Annotated in this window: 24 protein-coding genes and 1 tRNA gene; 10 read left to right on the forward strand and 15 right to left on the reverse strand. The window is 59.9% G+C overall.

Annotated elements, in window-relative coordinates; all coding sequences use genetic code 11:
• Window positions 1-38: 38 nt before the first annotated feature.
• The 4 genes from pyk to JCM25414_RS10505 are packed head-to-tail and all read right to left on the reverse strand — an operon-like array spanning window position 39 to window position 3716.
• Window positions 39-1511: a pyruvate kinase gene (gene pyk / locus JCM25414_RS10490; RefSeq protein WP_081775890.1), complete on the reverse strand. Its 1473-nt coding sequence runs from the start codon at window positions 1509-1511 to the stop codon at window positions 39-41.
• 42 nt (window positions 1512-1553) lie between these two features.
• Entirely contained in the window at window positions 1554-2513 is a 960-nt protein-coding gene (locus JCM25414_RS10495; RefSeq protein ID WP_025841615.1) for an SH3 domain-containing protein, read from the reverse strand.
• A 49-nt stretch (window positions 2514-2562) separates the two neighbouring features.
• Window positions 2563-2937, reverse strand: a complete 375-nt coding sequence (locus JCM25414_RS10500; RefSeq protein WP_025841616.1) for a hypothetical protein — start codon at window positions 2935-2937, stop codon at window positions 2563-2565.
• Window positions 2938-2939: 2 nt separating this feature from the next.
• A complete protein-coding gene (locus JCM25414_RS10505) occupies window positions 2940-3716 on the reverse strand; it encodes a HesA/MoeB/ThiF family protein (protein WP_035443189.1) in 777 nt (258 codons plus the stop codon).
• A gap of 207 nt (window positions 3717-3923) precedes the next feature.
• On the opposite strand from JCM25414_RS10505, the gene JCM25414_RS10510 reads away from it, so the two are divergent.
• Window positions 3924-4499, forward strand: a complete 576-nt coding sequence (locus JCM25414_RS10510; protein WP_025841618.1) for a DUF2939 domain-containing protein — start codon at window positions 3924-3926, stop codon at window positions 4497-4499.
• Between the two features lie 28 nt (window positions 4500-4527).
• Here the strand turns inward: JCM25414_RS10510 and JCM25414_RS23755 are convergent, their stop codons facing one another.
• From JCM25414_RS23755 to JCM25414_RS10520, 3 genes are all read right to left on the reverse strand, one after another.
• Window positions 4528-4911, reverse strand: coding sequence for a hypothetical protein (locus JCM25414_RS23755; RefSeq protein WP_199897620.1), 384 nt, complete (start codon window positions 4909-4911; stop codon window positions 4528-4530).
• Window positions 4901-5689: a glycosyltransferase family 2 protein gene (locus tag JCM25414_RS19260; RefSeq protein WP_199897621.1), complete on the reverse strand. Its 789-nt coding sequence runs from the start codon at window positions 5687-5689 to the stop codon at window positions 4901-4903. Before JCM25414_RS19260 ends, JCM25414_RS23755 begins: the two co-directional genes overlap by 11 nt.
• Before the next feature lie 215 nt (window positions 5690-5904).
• The gene (locus JCM25414_RS10520) at window positions 5905-6129 is read right to left on the reverse strand and encodes a DUF3126 family protein (protein WP_025841619.1); all 225 of its coding nucleotides are present in this window, start codon (window positions 6127-6129) and stop codon (window positions 5905-5907) included.
• A 162-nt stretch (window positions 6130-6291) separates the two neighbouring features.
• Between JCM25414_RS10520 and JCM25414_RS21820 the strand changes: the two genes are divergently transcribed.
• Window positions 6292-6771, forward strand: coding sequence for a hypothetical protein (locus JCM25414_RS21820; RefSeq protein WP_025841620.1), 480 nt, complete (start codon window positions 6292-6294; stop codon window positions 6769-6771).
• Between the two features lie 213 nt (window positions 6772-6984).
• Complete coding sequence (locus tag JCM25414_RS10535) at window positions 6985-7473, forward strand: hypothetical protein (protein ID WP_025841621.1); 489 nt, start codon at window positions 6985-6987, stop codon at window positions 7471-7473.
• On the opposite strand, the gene JCM25414_RS10540 is transcribed toward JCM25414_RS10535, so the two are convergent.
• From JCM25414_RS10540 to JCM25414_RS10565, 6 genes are read right to left on the reverse strand one after another with little or no spacing between them, the layout of a single operon-like run.
• Entirely contained in the window at window positions 7431-8183 is a 753-nt protein-coding gene (locus tag JCM25414_RS10540) for a pyridoxine 5'-phosphate synthase (protein ID WP_051535827.1), read from the reverse strand. The two genes, JCM25414_RS10535 and JCM25414_RS10540, sit on opposite strands and share 43 nt — an antisense overlap.
• Window positions 8180-9166: a 4-hydroxythreonine-4-phosphate dehydrogenase PdxA gene (gene pdxA / locus JCM25414_RS10545; RefSeq protein WP_408734887.1), complete on the reverse strand. Its 987-nt coding sequence runs from the start codon at window positions 9164-9166 to the stop codon at window positions 8180-8182. Before pdxA ends, JCM25414_RS10540 begins: the two co-directional genes overlap by 4 nt.
• Window positions 9167-9196: 30 nt before the next feature.
• The gene (locus JCM25414_RS10550; protein ID WP_025841624.1) at window positions 9197-10588 is read right to left on the reverse strand and encodes a M20/M25/M40 family metallo-hydrolase; all 1392 of its coding nucleotides are present in this window, start codon (window positions 10586-10588) and stop codon (window positions 9197-9199) included.
• Window positions 10581-11195, reverse strand: a complete 615-nt coding sequence (locus JCM25414_RS10555) for a glycosyltransferase family 1 protein (protein WP_025841625.1) — start codon at window positions 11193-11195, stop codon at window positions 10581-10583. Before JCM25414_RS10555 ends, JCM25414_RS10550 begins: the two co-directional genes overlap by 8 nt.
• Window positions 11168-11926, reverse strand: coding sequence for a hypothetical protein (locus tag JCM25414_RS10560; RefSeq protein ID WP_148301051.1), 759 nt, complete (start codon window positions 11924-11926; stop codon window positions 11168-11170). The genes JCM25414_RS10555 and JCM25414_RS10560 overlap by 28 nt, the downstream gene beginning before the upstream one ends.
• Window positions 11927-11934: 8 nt before the next feature.
• Window positions 11935-13284, reverse strand: a complete 1350-nt coding sequence (locus JCM25414_RS10565; protein WP_148301052.1) for a hypothetical protein — start codon at window positions 13282-13284, stop codon at window positions 11935-11937.
• A 65-nt stretch (window positions 13285-13349) separates the two neighbouring features.
• Here JCM25414_RS10565 and JCM25414_RS10570 point away from each other — a divergent pair, with 65 nt between their 5' ends.
• Window positions 13350-13538 carry a hypothetical protein gene (locus JCM25414_RS10570; RefSeq protein WP_025841628.1) on the forward strand — a complete coding sequence of 63 codons (189 nt, stop codon included), beginning with the start codon at window positions 13350-13352 and terminating at the stop codon, window positions 13536-13538.
• A 30-nt stretch (window positions 13539-13568) separates the two neighbouring features.
• On the opposite strand, the gene JCM25414_RS10575 is transcribed toward JCM25414_RS10570, so the two are convergent.
• Both JCM25414_RS10575 and JCM25414_RS10580 read right to left on the reverse strand, forming a co-directional pair.
• Window positions 13569-14069, reverse strand: a complete 501-nt coding sequence (locus JCM25414_RS10575; RefSeq protein ID WP_025841629.1) for a protein-export chaperone SecB — start codon at window positions 14067-14069, stop codon at window positions 13569-13571.
• A 154-nt stretch (window positions 14070-14223) separates the two neighbouring features.
• Complete coding sequence (locus JCM25414_RS10580) at window positions 14224-14514, reverse strand: endonuclease/exonuclease/phosphatase family protein (RefSeq protein ID WP_025841630.1); 291 nt, start codon at window positions 14512-14514, stop codon at window positions 14224-14226.
• Window positions 14515-14694: 180 nt separating this feature from the next.
• On the opposite strand from JCM25414_RS10580, the gene JCM25414_RS10585 reads away from it, so the two are divergent.
• The 6 genes from JCM25414_RS10585 to JCM25414_RS25055 all read left to right on the forward strand — a co-directional run bounded on the left by JCM25414_RS10585 (window position 14695) and on the right by JCM25414_RS25055 (window position 17391).
• Window positions 14695-15036, forward strand: a complete 342-nt coding sequence (locus JCM25414_RS10585; protein WP_025841631.1) for a LapA family protein — start codon at window positions 14695-14697, stop codon at window positions 15034-15036.
• A 40-nt stretch (window positions 15037-15076) separates the two neighbouring features.
• Window positions 15077-15781: an orotidine-5'-phosphate decarboxylase gene (gene pyrF / locus JCM25414_RS10590; RefSeq protein WP_035443193.1), complete on the forward strand. Its 705-nt coding sequence runs from the start codon at window positions 15077-15079 to the stop codon at window positions 15779-15781.
• On the forward strand, window positions 15778-16422 hold the full coding sequence (locus JCM25414_RS10595; protein WP_025841633.1) for a phosphoribosylanthranilate isomerase: 645 nt from the start codon (window positions 15778-15780) through the stop codon (window positions 16420-16422). Before pyrF ends, JCM25414_RS10595 begins: the two co-directional genes overlap by 4 nt.
• A 17-nt stretch (window positions 16423-16439) precedes the next feature.
• A tRNA-Ser gene (locus JCM25414_RS10600) sits at window positions 16440-16530 on the forward strand.
• Window positions 16531-16883: 353 nt separating this feature from the next.
• Window positions 16884-17192: an ArsR/SmtB family transcription factor gene (locus tag JCM25414_RS10605; protein ID WP_025841634.1), complete on the forward strand. Its 309-nt coding sequence runs from the start codon at window positions 16884-16886 to the stop codon at window positions 17190-17192.
• Complete coding sequence (locus tag JCM25414_RS25055) at window positions 17179-17391, forward strand: hypothetical protein (RefSeq protein WP_242403503.1); 213 nt, start codon at window positions 17179-17181, stop codon at window positions 17389-17391. The genes JCM25414_RS10605 and JCM25414_RS25055 overlap by 14 nt, the downstream gene beginning before the upstream one ends.
• The last annotated feature ends 13 nt before the right edge of the window (window positions 17392-17404 follow it).

Genomic DNA, 17404 nt, shown 5'->3' on the forward strand with positions numbered 1-17404 from the left:
GGGTGCATCGGCGGGGCCATGCCCCGCCAGAAGCAACTCTAAATGGTGACGACGCGCAGGGTATTGGTTGAACCCTGCTGGCCGAAAGGCAGACCGACGAGCAGAACCAGCTTGTCGCCCTTTTCGGCATAGCCTTCCGACACGGCCAGACCGACAGCCTGATCGACTACGCCTTCAACACCATAGACCGGCGTTTCCTGACCGACCGACATGGCGCGCACGCCCCAGACCATGTTCAGGCGACGCGCCGTCTCATCATCCGGCGTAAGGGCCAGAACCGGGCAATCAGCGCGCTCACGGGCAATCTGCAGCGCACCACGGCCGCTCTGCGTGTAGACCACGATAACCGCTGCCGAGACGGACTGCGCAACATGCCATGCAGCTTCTGCAATGGCGCCACCGGTCGTGCCATCGCTGTCGGGACGAAGGGCCTCTTCCTGCATGCGCCATTCGAGATCGTTCTCGACGCGACGCGTCACGCGGGCCATCACTTCCACGGCTTCGCGCGGGTATTTGCCAGCCGCGCTTTCAGCGGAGAGCATCACTGCGTCGGTGCCGTCGAACACGGCATTCGACACGTCAGACACTTCTGCACGCGTCGGCGTAGGAGCCGTGATCATGCTTTCGAGCATCTGCGTGGCAACGATGACCGGTTTGCCCTGGAAGCGGGCTTCGCGGATCGCACGCTTCTGCTCGATAGGCACTTCCTCAGCCGGAAGCTCGACGCCCAGATCACCGCGGGCCACCATGACCGCGTCGGAAAGCGCGATAATGTCGCTCAGACGCTCCATGGCCTGCGGCTTTTCGAGCTTGGTCATGATCCAGGCCCGGCCCTTGGCGATGTCTTTCGCTTCCTGCACGTCTTCCGGGCGCTGCACGAAGGAGAGCGCCACGTACTCGACACCGAGGTCGAGTGCGAAAGCGAAATCCTTGTGGTCCTTCTCGGTGAGGGCCGGAATGGGCAGAACCACGTCAGGCACGTTCACGCCCTTACGCTCGGACAGCCATCCACCGACTTCGACTTCGGTGTCCATATGCGTTTCGTCGCAGGCAACGACGCGCAGACGCATCTTGCCGTCATCGAGCAGCAGGCGGCTGCCCGGCTCGGCAGCACGCATGATTTCGGGGTGCGGCAGACAGGCGCGTCGGGTATCGCCCGGCGTACGATCCAGATCGAGACGGAACCGCGCGCCCTCGACCAGCTCGACCTTGCCGTCGGCGAACGTGCCAACGCGCAGCTTCGGGCCCTGCATGTCCGCCAGAATGGCGAGCGGGCGGCCCAGCTCGGCCTCGACGTCGCGAATAGTGGCATGACGTTTCGCATGGTCTTCATGCGAACCGTGAGAGAAGTTCAGACGGAACACGTCAGCGCCGGCGAGAGCCAGTGTGCGGATCATCTCATGGGTGGAGGAGGCCGGGCCAAGGGTCGCGACGATCTTCGTGCGGCGCTGTTCGGCCTCTTTCTTCACTCCCGTGCCCTGAGCCGAAGCTGCCTGAGGTGAGGATGTCATACTGATCTCCGATCCAATTGCTGCACGTTGCATATCATAGCCTCAGCTAGGCTGAAGCGTCTCTCCTGGCAACAGCCCCCAGAACACACGTCTCGGGAGCCATCCCGTATAGCCCTTGACCACCACCTTGCACCATGACGACCCCTGCGGACACAGCTTGAGCGTGCCGACGGTCCCTGGCTGCAGAACGGCAACGACAGCGCTGTTCTCGTCCGACTGGCTATAAAGCAGCGTATCGCCCTGGCGCTGGCGCGCCTCGCTTTCGCCGGGCACATAGCCCAGCACCCGGGCATCCGCCTTGCCGATAACATCGCCCGACTTCGCCGAAGCCTCACCCACGGCGGCAGCATGACCCTCGGGTGCCTGGCCGGGAATGACAAAAGTACGCTGGCCCACCAGCGTTGCCTGATGCACCCAGCCTTTCATGCCATCCGAGTCCTCTATCAGACGCCAGACATCGAACTCACGCTCGACCTCTACGGGCAGACCGCGGCGATGATAGACCCATTCGATCGGATAGCGCTGGCCTGGCCCCTTGCGCATGAACACCTTGTCGGCGCGCATGGCGGCATAACGTGGCAGAGGCAGACCGGTATTGGTGCCCTTGTCCTGCGACGGCGCGTCGGTCGCCGCAGCCGCTGCTGCGGCCTCATCGGCAGAAGGCGGCGGCGGCGTGGCAGCAATGGCAGCTGCACCCGCCGCGACACCCGTGGCAGCAACCGCCGTACGGGCATGACGACGCGAGCCAGAATGAGGCTTTGCCGCACGTGCCTCGTCGGTCGCGTGAGCGGGTCTGTGCTTCTTGCCCGTTCCCTTCGCTTTCTTGTGATGGGCAGCGCCTTCTGAAGGCGTCTTCGTCTTGCCACCGGCCGCGACCTGACTGGCAGCATGCTTATGATGATGCGCGGCGTGTTTTGTCGTCTGTGGCGCAGCTTCTGCCAGCGCGCCGAACGGCAGCAGAATCGTCAGCCCGATGCCGTAGACGATGCGTAATGTCTTCATGGGTGCATGGGTGCCAAGTTGTGGCGCTTCGGGCAAGAGGGCGACCGCGTTACAGGCTCAAAATCTGAGCGTCGGCTGTTCTTTCCAGAAAGCTGGTGACCCCGCAAGGGCGGCTGCCTACGCAGAGATCCGCAACGGTCAGCCCGGCGGCCTTCATCCCGGCCTCGCAGGCGAGAACCTCACCTCCGAGTTCGAAAATGGCGGAACGCAGGGTTTCGAACCCGGCTACCCCGCTCTCCTGAAAGCGGATATCGAGCGCTGCCCCCTCAAGACCAGACCAGTCCTGACGCAGCGCCTCAACACTCAGACCACCTGCAAACAGAACGACCTCGCGCCCCAGAGCAAGCGCACCGGCAGCAAGCACAAAAGCGTGATGAGCCCGCTCGAAAGAGCGGTCGGCCAGAATGATCCCCATGACACGCATCTTCAGTCCTTTATGCTGCAACAGACACATTCAGGGTCTGGTGGCAGCTCGAAACTGCGGAACGACGCGGCAAGTGCGCTCCAGACCAGCACCCGTCCGCTCAATCCCTGCCCCAAAGACAGCAGCTCCTTGAGCGCCTCGGTCGCCATCAGCGAACCGATCACACCGGTAACGGCACCGAAAATTCCTGCCTGACCACAGCTCAGGGTTTCATTCTCATTGGCGTCGGGCGTCAGACAGCGATAGCAGGGGCGCCCGGCGCCAGGCACAAAAGTCGACAGCGTTCCTTCGAAACGTTGCACAGCCCCGGAAACAAGCGTCTTTCCCTGCGCCCAGCAGCAATCGGCCACGGCGTAGCGTGTCGAGAAATTATCGCTGCCATCGCAGACAAGATCGTACGACTCAACAAGCGCAGGCAGATTGTCTTCGCTTACCCTGAGCGAATGCGTAATGATCTCGATGTCGGGGTTGAGCGCCGCAAGGCGCGATGATGCCCGTGCGGCCTTGCCCTGACCAATATCATCCGTCTCGAACAGGATCTGGCGCTGCAGATTGCTCAGCTCGACATGATCGTCATCCACGATCCCGATCCGACCAATTCCAGCTGCTGCTAGATAGAGAGCCAGCGGGCTGCCAAGTCCGCCGGCGCCGATGATCAGCACAGACGATTCGCGAAGCCGAGCCTGCCCAAGAGCCCCTATTTCAGGCAGCAATATATGCCGTGAATAGCGCGTCAGGGCGTCATCGGTGAAGGTCAGATCAGGAGAATTGGGCGACATTATGAAGAGAAAATCCGGTTCTCGAAGAAAACTTCGTTGGCTCTCAGGATTTAGATGACAAAACCCTGCCCGATCCCATAACATAGTCCTGTTCACCGAAGAAAACAGAGGCTTCAGCCATCCGGAACGACGCTTGTTGCCGGCTTGATCGATAAAGACGCTCGATGTCGCGCGTTCATGTCCCTTTTGCCAGTACAGAGAAATGCCATGAGAGACCCCGCCGGAGTTCCCTACGAAGTTGCAGCGTTCTCGGAGCGACTGACATGGCCCTCGATCAAGCGCATGCCCCATGTTCTGGGCGCCGTGTTCGTTGCGCTGGCATGCATCTATGCGCTTTCCCCCTACCTCGCGCTCTGGTCGCTTTCTTCGGCGCTCCGCAGCCATGATGCCATCACTCTCTCGCAGCATATCGACTGGAGCGCTCTGAGCACCAACCTCAAGGCAGAAGCCATCGACGCGCTGATCGGTCCGCCACCAGCAGCAGACGATCTGCCCGATTTCGGTTCCTCCTTCGCCAGCAACGCCGTCTCCCACGCCATCGATACGCGGCTCACCCCGGAACTGCTGATGACCGTAGCGTCGCAGATGGTCAACGCACCCCGTGCGACCCCGTCTTTCAGCATCAGGCAGCTTTATGACCGCATCTCAGCGCATTTCGTTTCGCCACTGCGTTTCGAGGCCGGACTGGTGACAATGCCCGGTCAGAAGCCGACCATCGTTCATATGAAATTCGAACAATGGCGCTGGAAGATCACCGGTTTCGATCTTCCCAGATCGGTCTGACGCCCGTCGGGAAACAGGCGCACCGCTTTCAGCGCCGGCGGCGCGCGAACCCCAGGCCGAATTTACGCAGCACTCTGGCGACGCCATAAGGCACGACCAGCATCCTGCGCGATTTCGGGCGGAGACAAAGCCGGAAGATTCTGAGTTTGGCCCTATCTTCGATACGCAACCGCGTATTGGCGGCCATAAGACCTGCAAACTCGTCGAGCATATCGACCAGCTCATCGCGATGCTGCGCCATTCTGATTTCATGCTCATAGCGCGCAAAATAGATCGACTTGAACGCCTCACCGGCAATCAGATTGCAGAACCGGGGAAAAATAAGGTCGCGCACATACACGCTGCGCCGCTCGGGATCTGACGCAAAAAGCTGACAAAGCTTGCGGATATACAGCATCCGGCTACGGCTCATGCGAATGCTGTAGGACGTGCTGTTCTTGTTGATGCACCAGACTGTCACGGCCTTTGGAAAAAAAAGTGTTCGTAAAGCCGGCGCGGAAAATCCTCAGGAAGAGATCATCATCCTCATAGCCCATGAATTGCGGATCGAAGCCGTCAACAGTCTCGAACGCCTCACGCCCGATGATCGACGCTGAAGGCAGGATGTGCATGTCGCGCTCGAGCAGATCCTCAATCGAATATTTCGGATGCTTGCTGTAGCGGGAGGCAATCGAGGTCGCGACGATATGGCCGTCTTCATCCGCCTCCATCAACTCGCCATAGGCCCAGCCGAAATGCGGATCGCTTTCAGGGATTTGCCCCAAAAGCAGCTCGATATGATTTTTGAGGAAAAAATCATCCTGATCGAGAAAGCAGAGATAAGCTGATTTCGTCAGGGACACGCCGAGATTTCGGGCGCTGCCCTGCCCGCCATTCTCCTTGCGCTGCACTTTCACGTCATACCGGGCAGCGATTGCCCGCAATCGGGAGGACTCCTCTGCTGTGGACCCGTCATCGACGATGAGAAACTCGTCTGCCGTGACTGTCTGGGCCAGAACACTGCGTATCGCACGCTCGATATAGCGTGAGCCGTTATAAAACGGGATGATAACCGCAACAGTCTTGCGTTTTTCTGTCGCCGCGGCCCTGTCGGGAGCCTCGACGGAAGGCGCCTTCCTGCTGGCATTTCTGGCGGTGGCAACTTTGGTACCCTGTTTGGCAGGGGTCTTGATATTCGGGGCCTTGCTCATCGAGGCGCCTTTCCTGGTCATGCCGGTCGCTCTCCGGCGCTTTTGCGAGCGCCCGAAGTCACGATTGCCATGACGGCGCTTCAATCGCTCCCGCTCCTGTCGCCGCGCAGGCGCACGAGAAGCGAACGGATTTCAATCCCGCAGCAAGCAGCAGCGTAACGTCATCGCATCAGTCAGTGAAGACCGACGCAAAAGACGCCATTGCCGCTGACATATCAGGCCGGGGGGAGATCTTCCTCAAGCACCGTGATATGGATGGCGTAGGAAACTTCACCCTCGTCATCGTCGCGATGAACGGTGCCGATCAGCTCGTCATTGACAGCCAGTTCGACTGTGTGGCCTGCGCGCGCAGGCGGGTTGACGGTCAGTTTGGGCGAGCCAAGCAAGCGACGCAGCGTCGTTTGCAGACGCGTCAGCTCCGAAGCAGAGATAGCAGCCATGATCACTCCTGGGTTTTAACAGCTGGTGCGATCTTTAGAGCATCCTTCTGCCCTGTGAAACCTCCTTTAGAACCCCTGAGATTTTCGTAAAAAACCGGCCATTCTGCTGCCATGATTTCTCCGCACCCTTCGATCGTCAGAAATCTTGCCCGAGGGAGAAACATGCTTCGCTTTTTCATAGCCCTTGCCGTTCTCGTCGCGGCACCGATAGAGGCCGCTTTTGCAGCGGCGGCGCCGTCGCATTTCAGCGTCGCCCTCTCCCGTCAGATTTCAAGCGACGGGCCACGCGCTGTGGCGTGGCGCCTGACGCTCGACCATAACTGGGCGCGTGTCGCCAGCGATGTCGCCACCAACGATCCGGCCCTGAGTTCGGCAACGTTGCGCGCGTTGCTCGACTACACGCCCAAACATGAGAAATCCGCCATGCAGCAGGCATTGAGAGAACGTCTGCAAAGAGACACGCTGGCTGGCCTTGCAGCCCTGTCACCCGTATCGCACAGCCCGTATTCGGGGCGGGCCATCTGTGGCGCAGGCGAAGCCCGTTGGAAACACCAGCTTCAACCCGCTCTTCTGGCCACGCATGACATCGTCTATGCCCTGCAACGCGAGGATTGCCTCAAGGCGCTCCGGTTACGTTCCTGACATCCAGACGATCTTTTACATTGGACGCGGAGAACTTCCTCGCCCTCAGACAGTTTTTGTCATAAATTCGCACTCACGAATCTGTGACACTTCAATCCTGTCGAGGACATTCTTTGGCTTCCACCCTGCGTATCGCTCCGGGCGCTGGCGCTTCTGAGCCTCTCTGGCTGCGGCTATTTCGACTCTCGCGAAGCCCACCGGGCACAAATTGCAATGATCGGTATGACATCGAACGATCTGCAGGCCTGTGCCGGCCTTCCGAGTTCTACCAAAGTGCTCAACGACACGACCCAGATCTATCAGTATACGGCGAAGATGAACCTGCCGACTGCCAGCGACTCAACCATCATTCCGGTGCAGCAGATCCTGAACATGACCCAGGTCACGCTCGGAGGTGCAGGTACGACTTGCACGGCAGTCATTCGCCTCGATCATGAGCGCGTTTCTGAAGTGCATTACGCGGGCGATGATGACGAGATCATCGGATCTGACGGCATCTGCTCGATCATCACCCGCGGCTGCGCCCGCCAGCCCGAGGCCAGCATGCGCAAGGTCAGTGGCGGGCCATTCGGCCCTGTTTCCGCTTTTCATTCTCCACGTGCGCCCAACCAGAGCACGGCTGCAACCTATAACAAGCAGTCCGGCGAGGCCGTGCCCAATTACATCGACAACACCAAGCCGGTTATCGTCCCAAGGCCCTGAACAGCGCCGGTAGCGATCTCCTGCTTCATGCGCGAGATCGCCATCGGGAGGCCGAGGAAAATGGCTTCACCGATCAGAAAATGCCCAATATTGAGTTCTCTCAATCCGGGCAGCCCAGCGACGCGTCCCACATTTGCAAAGGTCAGCCCATGGCCCGCATGAAGCTCGAGCCCCTGCGCTTCTGCGGCTCTGGCGCCCTCGTACAGGCGCGACAGTTCTGTCTCGTCTGGGTTGTGGGCGTAGGCGCCCGTATGCAACTCTACAACCTGCCCACCTGCACGCGCGGAGGCCTCGATCTGAGCAGGGTCAGGATCGACGAACAGTGAAACGCGGATACCGGCCTCTCTCAGCCGCATGATCTTCCCTTGCAGATCGGCTTGCTGACCCAGAACATCGAGCCCCCCCTCAGTCGTCACTTCTTCACGCCGCTCCGGCACAAGGCAACATGCATGGGGGCGTAGCGCACAGGCCTTGGCCACCATCTCTTCGGTTGCCGCCATCTCAAAATTCAGGGGTACCGAAAGCTCCTCGCGCAGGCGCGTCATATCCACATCGCGTATATGACGCCTGTCTTCGCGCAGATGAGCTGTGATGCCATCGGCACCATGGCTCGCTGCCAGAAGGGCTGCCGCTACAGGGTCAGGGTGAGTGCCACCGCGCGCATTGCGCACTGTCGCGACATGATCAATGTTGACGCCCAGTCGGATCATGATGATTTTCCCTCACTCATGGCGCGCTGCGCGCCCAGTTCCCGCGCCATGCTCATCGCGGCGAGCAGGCTGGCTGGATCGGCAACACCCTTGCCTGCAATCGAAAAAGCCGTGCCATGATCGGGCGACGTACGGACGATCGGCAGGCCGAGTGTCACGTTCACCCCGGTCGCCATATCCAATGTCTTCAGCGGGATGAGCGCCTGATCGTGATACATGCACAGAGCGGCATCATAGAGCGGACGCGCAAGATCGGTGAACAACGTATCGGGAGGATAGGGACCCGTAACGTCAATCCCTTCCTCGCGCAGCGCATCGATCGCTGGCTGGATCACATCACGTTCTTCCAAACCCAGCACGCCTCCTTCACCCGCATGAGGATTAAGTCCCGCTACAGCGATACGCGGTGCGGCAAGGCCGAAATCGCGTCGAAGGGCCAGAGCCAGAGCGCGGCCAACCTTGACGATCCGGCCGGTAGACAGCGTATCCAGCGCCTCACGCAAGCTCACATGCACCGTAACAGGCACCACGCGCAGCCGCGGCGAGGCGAGCATCATGATCTCCTCGCCCAGCACACCGCAAAGCGACGCCAGGAACTCCGTATGACCGGGGAAACCGAAGCCGGCTTCCTTGAGAACGATCTTGCTTATGGGATTGGTTACGACCGCCGACACCTCCCCGGCGAGAGCCAGTCGCGTCGCGGTCTCGATAGAGGCGATAACCGACGCAGCCACTGCCCCGTCCGGCTGACCCGGCACGACGGAGACAGGTAAAGTGAGAGGCATAACAGGCAAGGCCGCGCCAAACGCGGCTTGCGCCTGCCGGGCAGTCTCCACAATCTGCACCGGCACATGCGGCGCCAGGAGTGCCGGGTCACCAACCCACAAAAAGGCCTCGCCCCGCTCACGCAGGGCTTTCCAGGCCAGAACCGTCAGTTCAGGGCCGATTCCGGAGGGATCGCCCATGGTGAGTGCAGGCAGCATGGCGCCTCTCATACGTTTTAAGACCGGAACTTACCGGCGGGCGAACGCGTCGAGAATACGCACCCACGAGCGAATTCCCTTATGAAAGGACTCCACGCCATATTGCTCGTTGGGCGAGTGGATGCGGTCGTCATCCTGCGCGAAACCGACCAGAAGCGAGTCCATATCGAGCGCCTCCTTTACCTCAGCCACGACCGGTATCGACCCGCCACAACCGATAGAAACGGCTGGCACACCCCATTCTTCGCCCAACGCGTCAAGGGCGGTACGTAGCAGGGGACCGTTTTCCGGCACGGCAAACCCGGTCGATGCACCGTGTTCGGTAAAGCTTACCTTGGCATCGGACGGCAGAACGGCACGGATATGAGCGCGAAAGGCGGCACGAATGGCTTCGGGATCCTGCCCCGGCACGAGGCGGAACGATACTTTGGCCATGGCCTTGGCCGGGAGGACAGTCTTGAATCCGTCACCCTCGTAGCCACCGGAGATACCGTTGATTTCGTAACTCGGGCGCGCCCAGATCTGCTCGATGGCCGTAAAGCCTGCCTCGCCCGCAGGCTGCGACAGACCAACAGGCGCCAGCGTCGTGCTATCATCCGGAAAGATCGCACGCCACTGCGCGCGCACCGTGTCGGACGGCACAGCGACATTGTCATAGAACCCCGGCAGGATCACACGGCCGGAATCATCGCGCACGCTACCGAGAGCCCTGCAAAGCAGCTCGATGGGATTGCGTGCCGCATTGCCGAACATGCCCGAATGCAGGTCATGCGTGGCACAGATAATCTCGACTTCTTCTCCCACGAGGCCGCGTAGGCTCGTCGTGATGGCAGGCGTCTTGCGGTCGGGCATGCCCGTATCGCAGATCAATGCCACATCGGCCTTGAGCTCCGACGCATTGCCCTTGAGGAAAGGCATGAGATTGGCGCCACCACTCTCTTCTTCCCCTTCGATGAGAATCGAGACCCTGACGGGCAACGTGCCGTGAACAGCCTTCCAGGCGCGGCAGGCTTCGATAAAGGTCAACAGCTGCCCTTTGTCGTCAGACGCGCCACGGGCCACGATAATCCTGCGGCCATCTGCCTCGGTCGTGATCGACGGTTCGAACGGATCGCTTTTCCAGAGAGAGCGCGGATCGGTAGGTTGCACGTCGTAATGACCGTAGAACAGCACATGCAGCCCATCTGCCGGGCTCTCATCATGCCCGACAACCATCGGATGACCGGGGGTCTCGCGCAGGCTCGCGGCGAAACCGAGCGCCGTCAGTTCGTCACGCACCCATTCGGCAGCTTTGCGGCAATCGCCGGCATGTTTGGGCTGAGCCGAAATGCTGGGGATACGCAGCAGGGCAAAAAGCCTCTCGAGACTTTTATCGAGATCCTGATCGACCCGCCCCAGTACTGTTTCCGTGCTCTCAGTCACCCGCACTCTCCTTCACCACACTTTGTCCGACGAGGCGAGCCAGGGTCTCGCGATAAACAGCTTTCGTCTCAGCTGCCTGGCGCGATGCTGCCTCTGACGCCTGACGCCACGTCTCTTCATCCTGATAAAGGCTGACGATCGCGTCTGCAAACCGCCCTGCATCGAGCGGCACTTCCAGAGGCTCCATCAGCCGGTTTCCCTCCCCGACACAGGGCAGTCCACATGACGCCGCCTCAATGCGCTGTATCGCAATCTGACCACTTCGTTCATCGGGCGCAATCAGGAGACGGCACGCAGCAGCGAGTTCGGCGAAAGGCGCCTGCCCAGCCACGAGCGGCGCAACCCGCCGATAATGGGTGATCATGGATAGATCGAGCGATTGCAGGGACTCATTGGCCAGTATCAGGCTCACCGGCTCGGCCAGACGACCATCGAGACGCAACAACACCTCGCGCACGAACCATTTGAGAAATGTCTGCGTATATCCGGGTGCCGTTGCTGGCTGTGCGGCAAAAAGCAGATCGCGCCTTTCGGCAAAGTCCCGGCCCGACTGCACGGGCACCGCCTCGCCCAGAACGGTCAATCCGACGAGCCCGACATCGTGCAAAAGCGCTGCCTGCCTCTCGCTCTGAACGACGATATCCTGACAGAACCAGGCATTTGTCGTCTCTTCTGATAGCGCTGCCGGTAAAGCTCCGTTTCATCAGCCTCCACGGTTTTGCCAGAAAGACGTCGGTCGTTCTCCTCCTCGAAGGTCTCGATTTCGCGTAGATCGAGGATAACCCGCTCTTCGGGAAGATGACCGGCCTTTTCACTCAGAAGAGGAAACACGGCATTGAGCGTGTGGCCACCGCATATCCAGATTCGATCGAACCCGCGCACGCGCTGCTCGATGAGGCGGCCCAGGGCATCTATCGAACCGCTACGATATTCGACTTCTTCCGGCATCTCCTGCCGCAGACAGGTCTCGACCCTTTCTCCCTCGATCAGCACAAACAATGTGACCTGCAGCCCAAGATCTATGAGTGTCTCACTCAGGGCGCCGAGGCGTATCTTGCGAGAGATTTTTTCAGGAGTGCCGTCTCGCGCGATAAGAAGAAGCCGCTCGCCCCAACGCGACGAACGATGCAAAATCTCTGCGTTCTGCGGTGCCTGAGGCAGACTGCCACGCAGAATATCGGCGAAGTGGCGCCGCAGGATCAGCGCGTCACAGAACAGAGCTGCCGGGTGTGCCACCTCTCGCTCAGGCGAGCGGAGAACGAACCCCGGATCGTAGACGATACGCCCGGATGGCAGAGCCTGCCGAATGCTCAACCCGAGCGCGGCCCAAACCGGCACTGGAAGCCTCAGGGCCTGAAGATCCGGCCTGTCTGAAGACAGGCTGCGAAGCATTTCGGTGAAACAGAGAAGGGCACCCCCTCCCACGGTTTCACAGGCACGAACGAAATCGACCTCCGGCGCGAAAGCTTCCATGCCCGCCCCATAGGCTGGCAACCGCCATCGCGCGCGACAGAGAGTCCTGCCTCGATCACACGAAGATCATGACCAAGGATCTGGGGGGCAACCGCGATCACGCCGTCCTGACCGAGACGCGATAAGCCGTTCGCGAGAGACCCGTAAAAGAGGTGACACCCTGCCTCGATCAGCAGGACGCGGTCAGCAGCAAGCTGCGGTACAACACGCTGCAAGCCATCCTGCAGACGGGCAGACGCAACGGGGAGACGCTCGACCCCATGGGCGTAGCGCTCGATCTCCGCTGTTTCGTCCTTTGCTCCGGCGTCGAGAAGAACAACCTGCAGCGCCCCGCGATTGCCCTCATGCAGCGAAGCCAAGGTCTGGAGGAGCGCCAGAAAATGCGACGGTGCCAGAATGACAACACTTAATTCGGGCGTGCCCACATAGCGAAAATCAAGAGGGGTACGTGCCAGAAGAGGCAGGAGCGTTTCGGCACGCAAGGCCTGGAGATTCTCAAGCTGACGCAGAGCGGGAGCATCTGTCAGAGGCGTGGCGGGTGGCGCGCCCCCGGTTTTGACGAGATCTATAAACGCGTTGCTACAAATCTCGCGCCAGGTCGGAGCATGCCCCGTAAGGCGCGTTCGGGGCAGCGAGATGCCCTCTGCCGGACTACGCCCCTCAAACAAGCCATAACGTACAAAATGATCATACCCGTTGCGCAGCGATCGGGCGCGTACCTGATCATTCACATCGGAATAGCGCTCGAGATATGCGCGCTCGCTGAAAATCGCATTTGGACTGTAATGCGTCGGGGTTTCGTTCGAGAGATAGTGGTGGAGCGGCGATACATACTCGCCACTCTCGATCTTGCCCGCGACATCTTCATATTGCGCCAGATACCAGACAGGATCGAAATACCACGAGCATCGGAACGTGTTGAGATCCTGCGAAAGGGTCAGGCGGGTGAATTCCCCCATCCCGGAATCGAGTGGCACACGCTGCTGAAACAGAGCTGCGCGCAGGATGTCAGGCACGAAGAAAGGCGTGCTGACGCGTCGCTCTAGTTGCCCCTTTTCCAGATAATGATCATAGCCATTACTATAACCCATCTCACGCACGAGAGCGGGCGTAAGGTCAGGATTGAGGCAGAAATACTCGCTTTCCGAAAAAAGCCAGTGACAGGAGCGCCCCCGATGACCCGTCTCGCAATAATGCTGGAAACCGGAATCAAAAACGCCCATTCTGATGCCGTTTTCGACATCAAAATGCACCCGCCGATACCAGATCTCGTCGAAATACCGGTTGGGTGAGTGGCATAGCGCGCGCCATCACGCTGCCAGAATTCGAAAAGACCGCGATCGTCGGGCAGGCTGCCCGTCATGTCGATCACGGTCTGGCCATAACGCGCCCGATACCAGGCAGGGTCGAACACAGCCCAGAGCGGGGTATGGGTCTCGCGCTCTTCATCTGGCCCGAGCGCGGTCAAGGTTTCTGATATAACGGTCATCTTACCGGCCTCGAAGCGTCAGGACTGTGCCCGTCGACTTTGCATGAGGGCGTTGAAATCAACTGGCTGGATATTAGCGACCGGAAAACCTGACTCGCGGATCAGGTTCAGAAGCAGATGACGTGCGGACGGAAAAAGCTGCCGCGGCGCTTCAACGAGCAACAGCGTCTCGATCATGTCCTGACGGGCATTCTGCAGCGCGAAGAGCCCCGAATAGACCAGATCGATCCTGTAGAGAATTTCCGGTTCAGGCATTTCCGGCATGGGCGGCGTGCGGTAACCGATGCCCTGCATGGCGAGACTGACCTCGAAATTAGGCTGATCCTCGCCCAGCTGGCGGGCATTGACGTCGATACGCAGCCCGACATGCGGGCGCGGCGGCAGATTGTAGAACACCTCTGGCGCACCGACCGACGCGATGCTGGAGGATTTCAGATATTGCGTGCCGGAGACGAGCAATGTTTCCAGTGCGATCCGATCCGAGCGGCTGGTTGTGCCCGTGTCTTCCTGTTCCGACATGAAATCTCGTTCCCTCAATGTCTTTTCATTGCAATGCTTCCTGATCGAAAGCATACAGCGCCAATGCTTGTGTCATGACTTGCCGGACAAGGCCAGCCAACGCAGGCAAAACGCCGGTCACGCTCATCATTTAATACAGGGCGGTCACCAGTCGTCAGAAACCCTGCCCGCGCAAGAAGCCGAGAGCCGGCAGCGGAGACCAGCCTTTGGGTATTTCTGCCCGCGCGATCTGCCTCATTTCATAACGCAGAGGCGCCTTCTGCTCCGAGGCCAGAAACTGCCTGTATTCACGCACCTGCCGACTACGCCAGGCACAATCCGCCTCGGCAGCCTCATGACTCACATGGACATTGGCGATGCGACTGCGGCGCCCCTGCCAGGCGATAACCGCCCAGAGTCGGTCGGCATTGGGCAAGGGCGGTCGGAACATCAGAAGCTGCGACATGAGGGGCACGCCTTCCCTGTTCATGGGTCGGGAACAGCCATAAACGGATCACGTCTCGCGACCCAGCGTCAAGAAAAAGCAACAAACCTTGCTGCGTGTCGGAACCCGGGGTAAGGCGATACGATCAGTCTACGGCTCGAAATTCTTGCGCCGATAACCCGTTGAAGTGAGGTCTTTCCGATGGTGCGCTTACTCGTTATCGTCGTTTTTCTTGTCGTTCTCATCACTTTTGCTTTGAGCAACCCCGACCCACAATCGCTTTGGGTCGTTTCCTATGGCTGGCAGTTTTCGGTTGGTATGCTCGTTCTTGGTGTTGGCGCTGCAAGCTTCCTTCTCGGCGGCTTCGTGATGTTCATCGGTGAGGTCAAGCAACGCTCGCGTGCCAGAAAGGCCGAACAGCAGGTGCGTGCGCTCGAAAGCCAGGTGCTCGACCTGCACCAGCGCCTCGACCGCCTGACCCTTGCTACCGACCCCAGTCGCGCACCGTACGAAGCGCCGGCTGCGATGCCCGTCGCTCCCTGATTTCACGTTCCCCATTGCCACGACCGTTCAGGTAGAGATTATGAAGCGCACCCGTCTGATCGCCGCCCTCGACACACAAGACCTCGACCAGGCACGCGACTGGGCAAGAACACTCGACGGCATGGTCGATGCCATCAAGCTGGGCATGGAATTCACCTATGCCCAAGGCCTGTCTGCCGTGCGCAGCGTGGCGGGCGAGCGCACGCTGTTTCTCGACCTCAAACTGCATGATATCCCCAATACGGTTGCCAAAGGACTGACCAGCCTCGCGCCGATCGGCGCCGCTCTTTTGACCATCCATGCGGGTGGCGGCTCTGCCATGATCCGTGCGGCACGTCAGGCAATCGACGCTGCCTATCCGCCTTTGCATCGCCCTGTCCTTCTCGCCGTGACTGTACTCACGAGCCTCGACGAAGCCGCTCTGCACGAAATCGGCGTCCCCACAACACCACGCGAGCAGGTCGTGCGCCTTGGGCGTCTGGCCATGACGGCAGGGGCAGATGGGCTGGTTTGCTCGGCCGAGGAAATTGCGCCTCTGCGCGACGCGCTGGGCGAAGCGCCCGTTCTGGTCGTGCCGGGCATACGCCCCGCAGGCTCCGACGCGAACGACCAGAAGCGTATCATGACTCCACGACAGGCGGCGCAGGCGGGTGCAGACTGGATTGTCGTCGGACGCCCGATTACCCAGGCGGCAGATCCAGCAGCAGCAGCAGCTTCAATCCAGGCAGAACTTGCTTCTGCATGAAAACAGGGGTCAAGATCTGCGGCCTGAATGACAATGACGGGCTGAGTGCTGCCTGCGAAGCCGGAGCCGACTGGGTTGGCTTCGTGTTCTTTGCCCGCTCCCCGCGCTTTGTGACCCCGGCGGCTGCGGCAGATCTGGTCATGCCCTTCAACGGCGTGCTGCCCCAGATGGTCGGTCTTTTCGTCAAGGCCAGCGACGCGCAGATTGCCGAGACGCTCTCGGCGATCAAACTCGACATCCTGCAACTTTATGATACCCCGGAGCGGGCACGCGCCATAAAAGCCCGGTTCGGCTTGCCGGTCTGGCTCTCCTGCGCAGTCGCAAGCCAGAGCGACCTCCCCCAAGAACCGGATTTTGACGGCTACGTAGTCGAGCCACGCGCACCCGACAACGCATCACGGCCCGGTGGCAATGGGCTCAGCCTCGATTGGTCACTTCTCCAAGGCTGGCATTCTCCTTCCCCCTGGATGCTAGCCGGGGGCCTGAACCCGGAGAATATCGCCCGGGCGATCACGGCCAGCGGGGCTCCGGCGGTGGATGTCTCCTCCGGGGTCGAAATCGCGCCCGGATGCAAATCTCCGGAGAAGATTCGAAACTTCATCAAAAATGTCAGAGGCACTTGCGCGCAAGACAGAAACTGATATGTTCCGCCCGCGCTGGAGAGATGGCCGAGCGGCTTAAGGCGCACGCTTGGAAAGCGTGTGTACGTTAATAGCGTACCGTGGGTTCGAATCCCACTCTCTCCGCCACCAACTCATTGAAAAACATAAAAATGATTACGCTCGCATATCTGAGAGCGGGCTCTCTCCCAAATGCTTCTCCATTTTGGAAAAGCGTTTTCATGTTGCTTGGCAACGGACCGCCCCTTTCTCCTGGCGCCGCAGAAGGCACCAACGGGCCGGTCAAGCCCTCAGGGCAGTCAACCCAGACCGTTCAACACAATGGGGTTTGTCGCCCGTCGAAGTGATTGAGCTGCTGAGCACTTGAGCGAGAGGGGTCACTTCTGCTTCGCGACAGAATGCGCTGCTTCAGCCCCCTCTCATTCGGCTTGTCAGAATCTGATATTATCATATTATCGATATATAGATAATATGAGAGCGTCATGGCTGAAGAGATGGAAAACAAATCGGCCGAGGTGGCCGAAATTCTGAGAACGCTCGCCCATCCAGGGCGCCTGCTCATTGCCTGCACTCTGGTAGAGCGAGAGCTCTCGGTCGGGCAGATCGAAAACGAACTCGGCATTGGGCAGCCTGCTCTCTCCCGTCATCTCAAGATACTCAAAACCGAGCAGGTCATTGCAAGCCGCAAACAGGGCGTATCGGTTTTCTACCATCTCTCGGATCAGAAGGTCGCTGCTCTGATCAGATTTCTCTATGAGACCTATTGCAGTGACCGCCATGACTCTGTCTGACCCCGAGTTCCAGGGCCTCGCAGGCGGGTTATTGATCGGCCTCTCATGCGCCACCTATCTTCTGCTCACCGGGCGGAGCGTGGGGATCAGCGGTATGGTGGCCGGTGTATTCGCAGAAAAGCGTCTGTCGCCCGACAAGGCGTTCCTGCTCGGCCTCGTCGCGGGGCCGCTTCTATGGCATCTGGTTTGGGGCGTCTAGCCCCCGATAACAA

It is taken from the genome of Asaia platycodi JCM 25414 (assembly GCF_000614545.1).
In the GTDB taxonomy this organism is placed as follows: Bacteria; Pseudomonadota; Alphaproteobacteria; order Acetobacterales; family Acetobacteraceae; genus Asaia; species Asaia platycodi.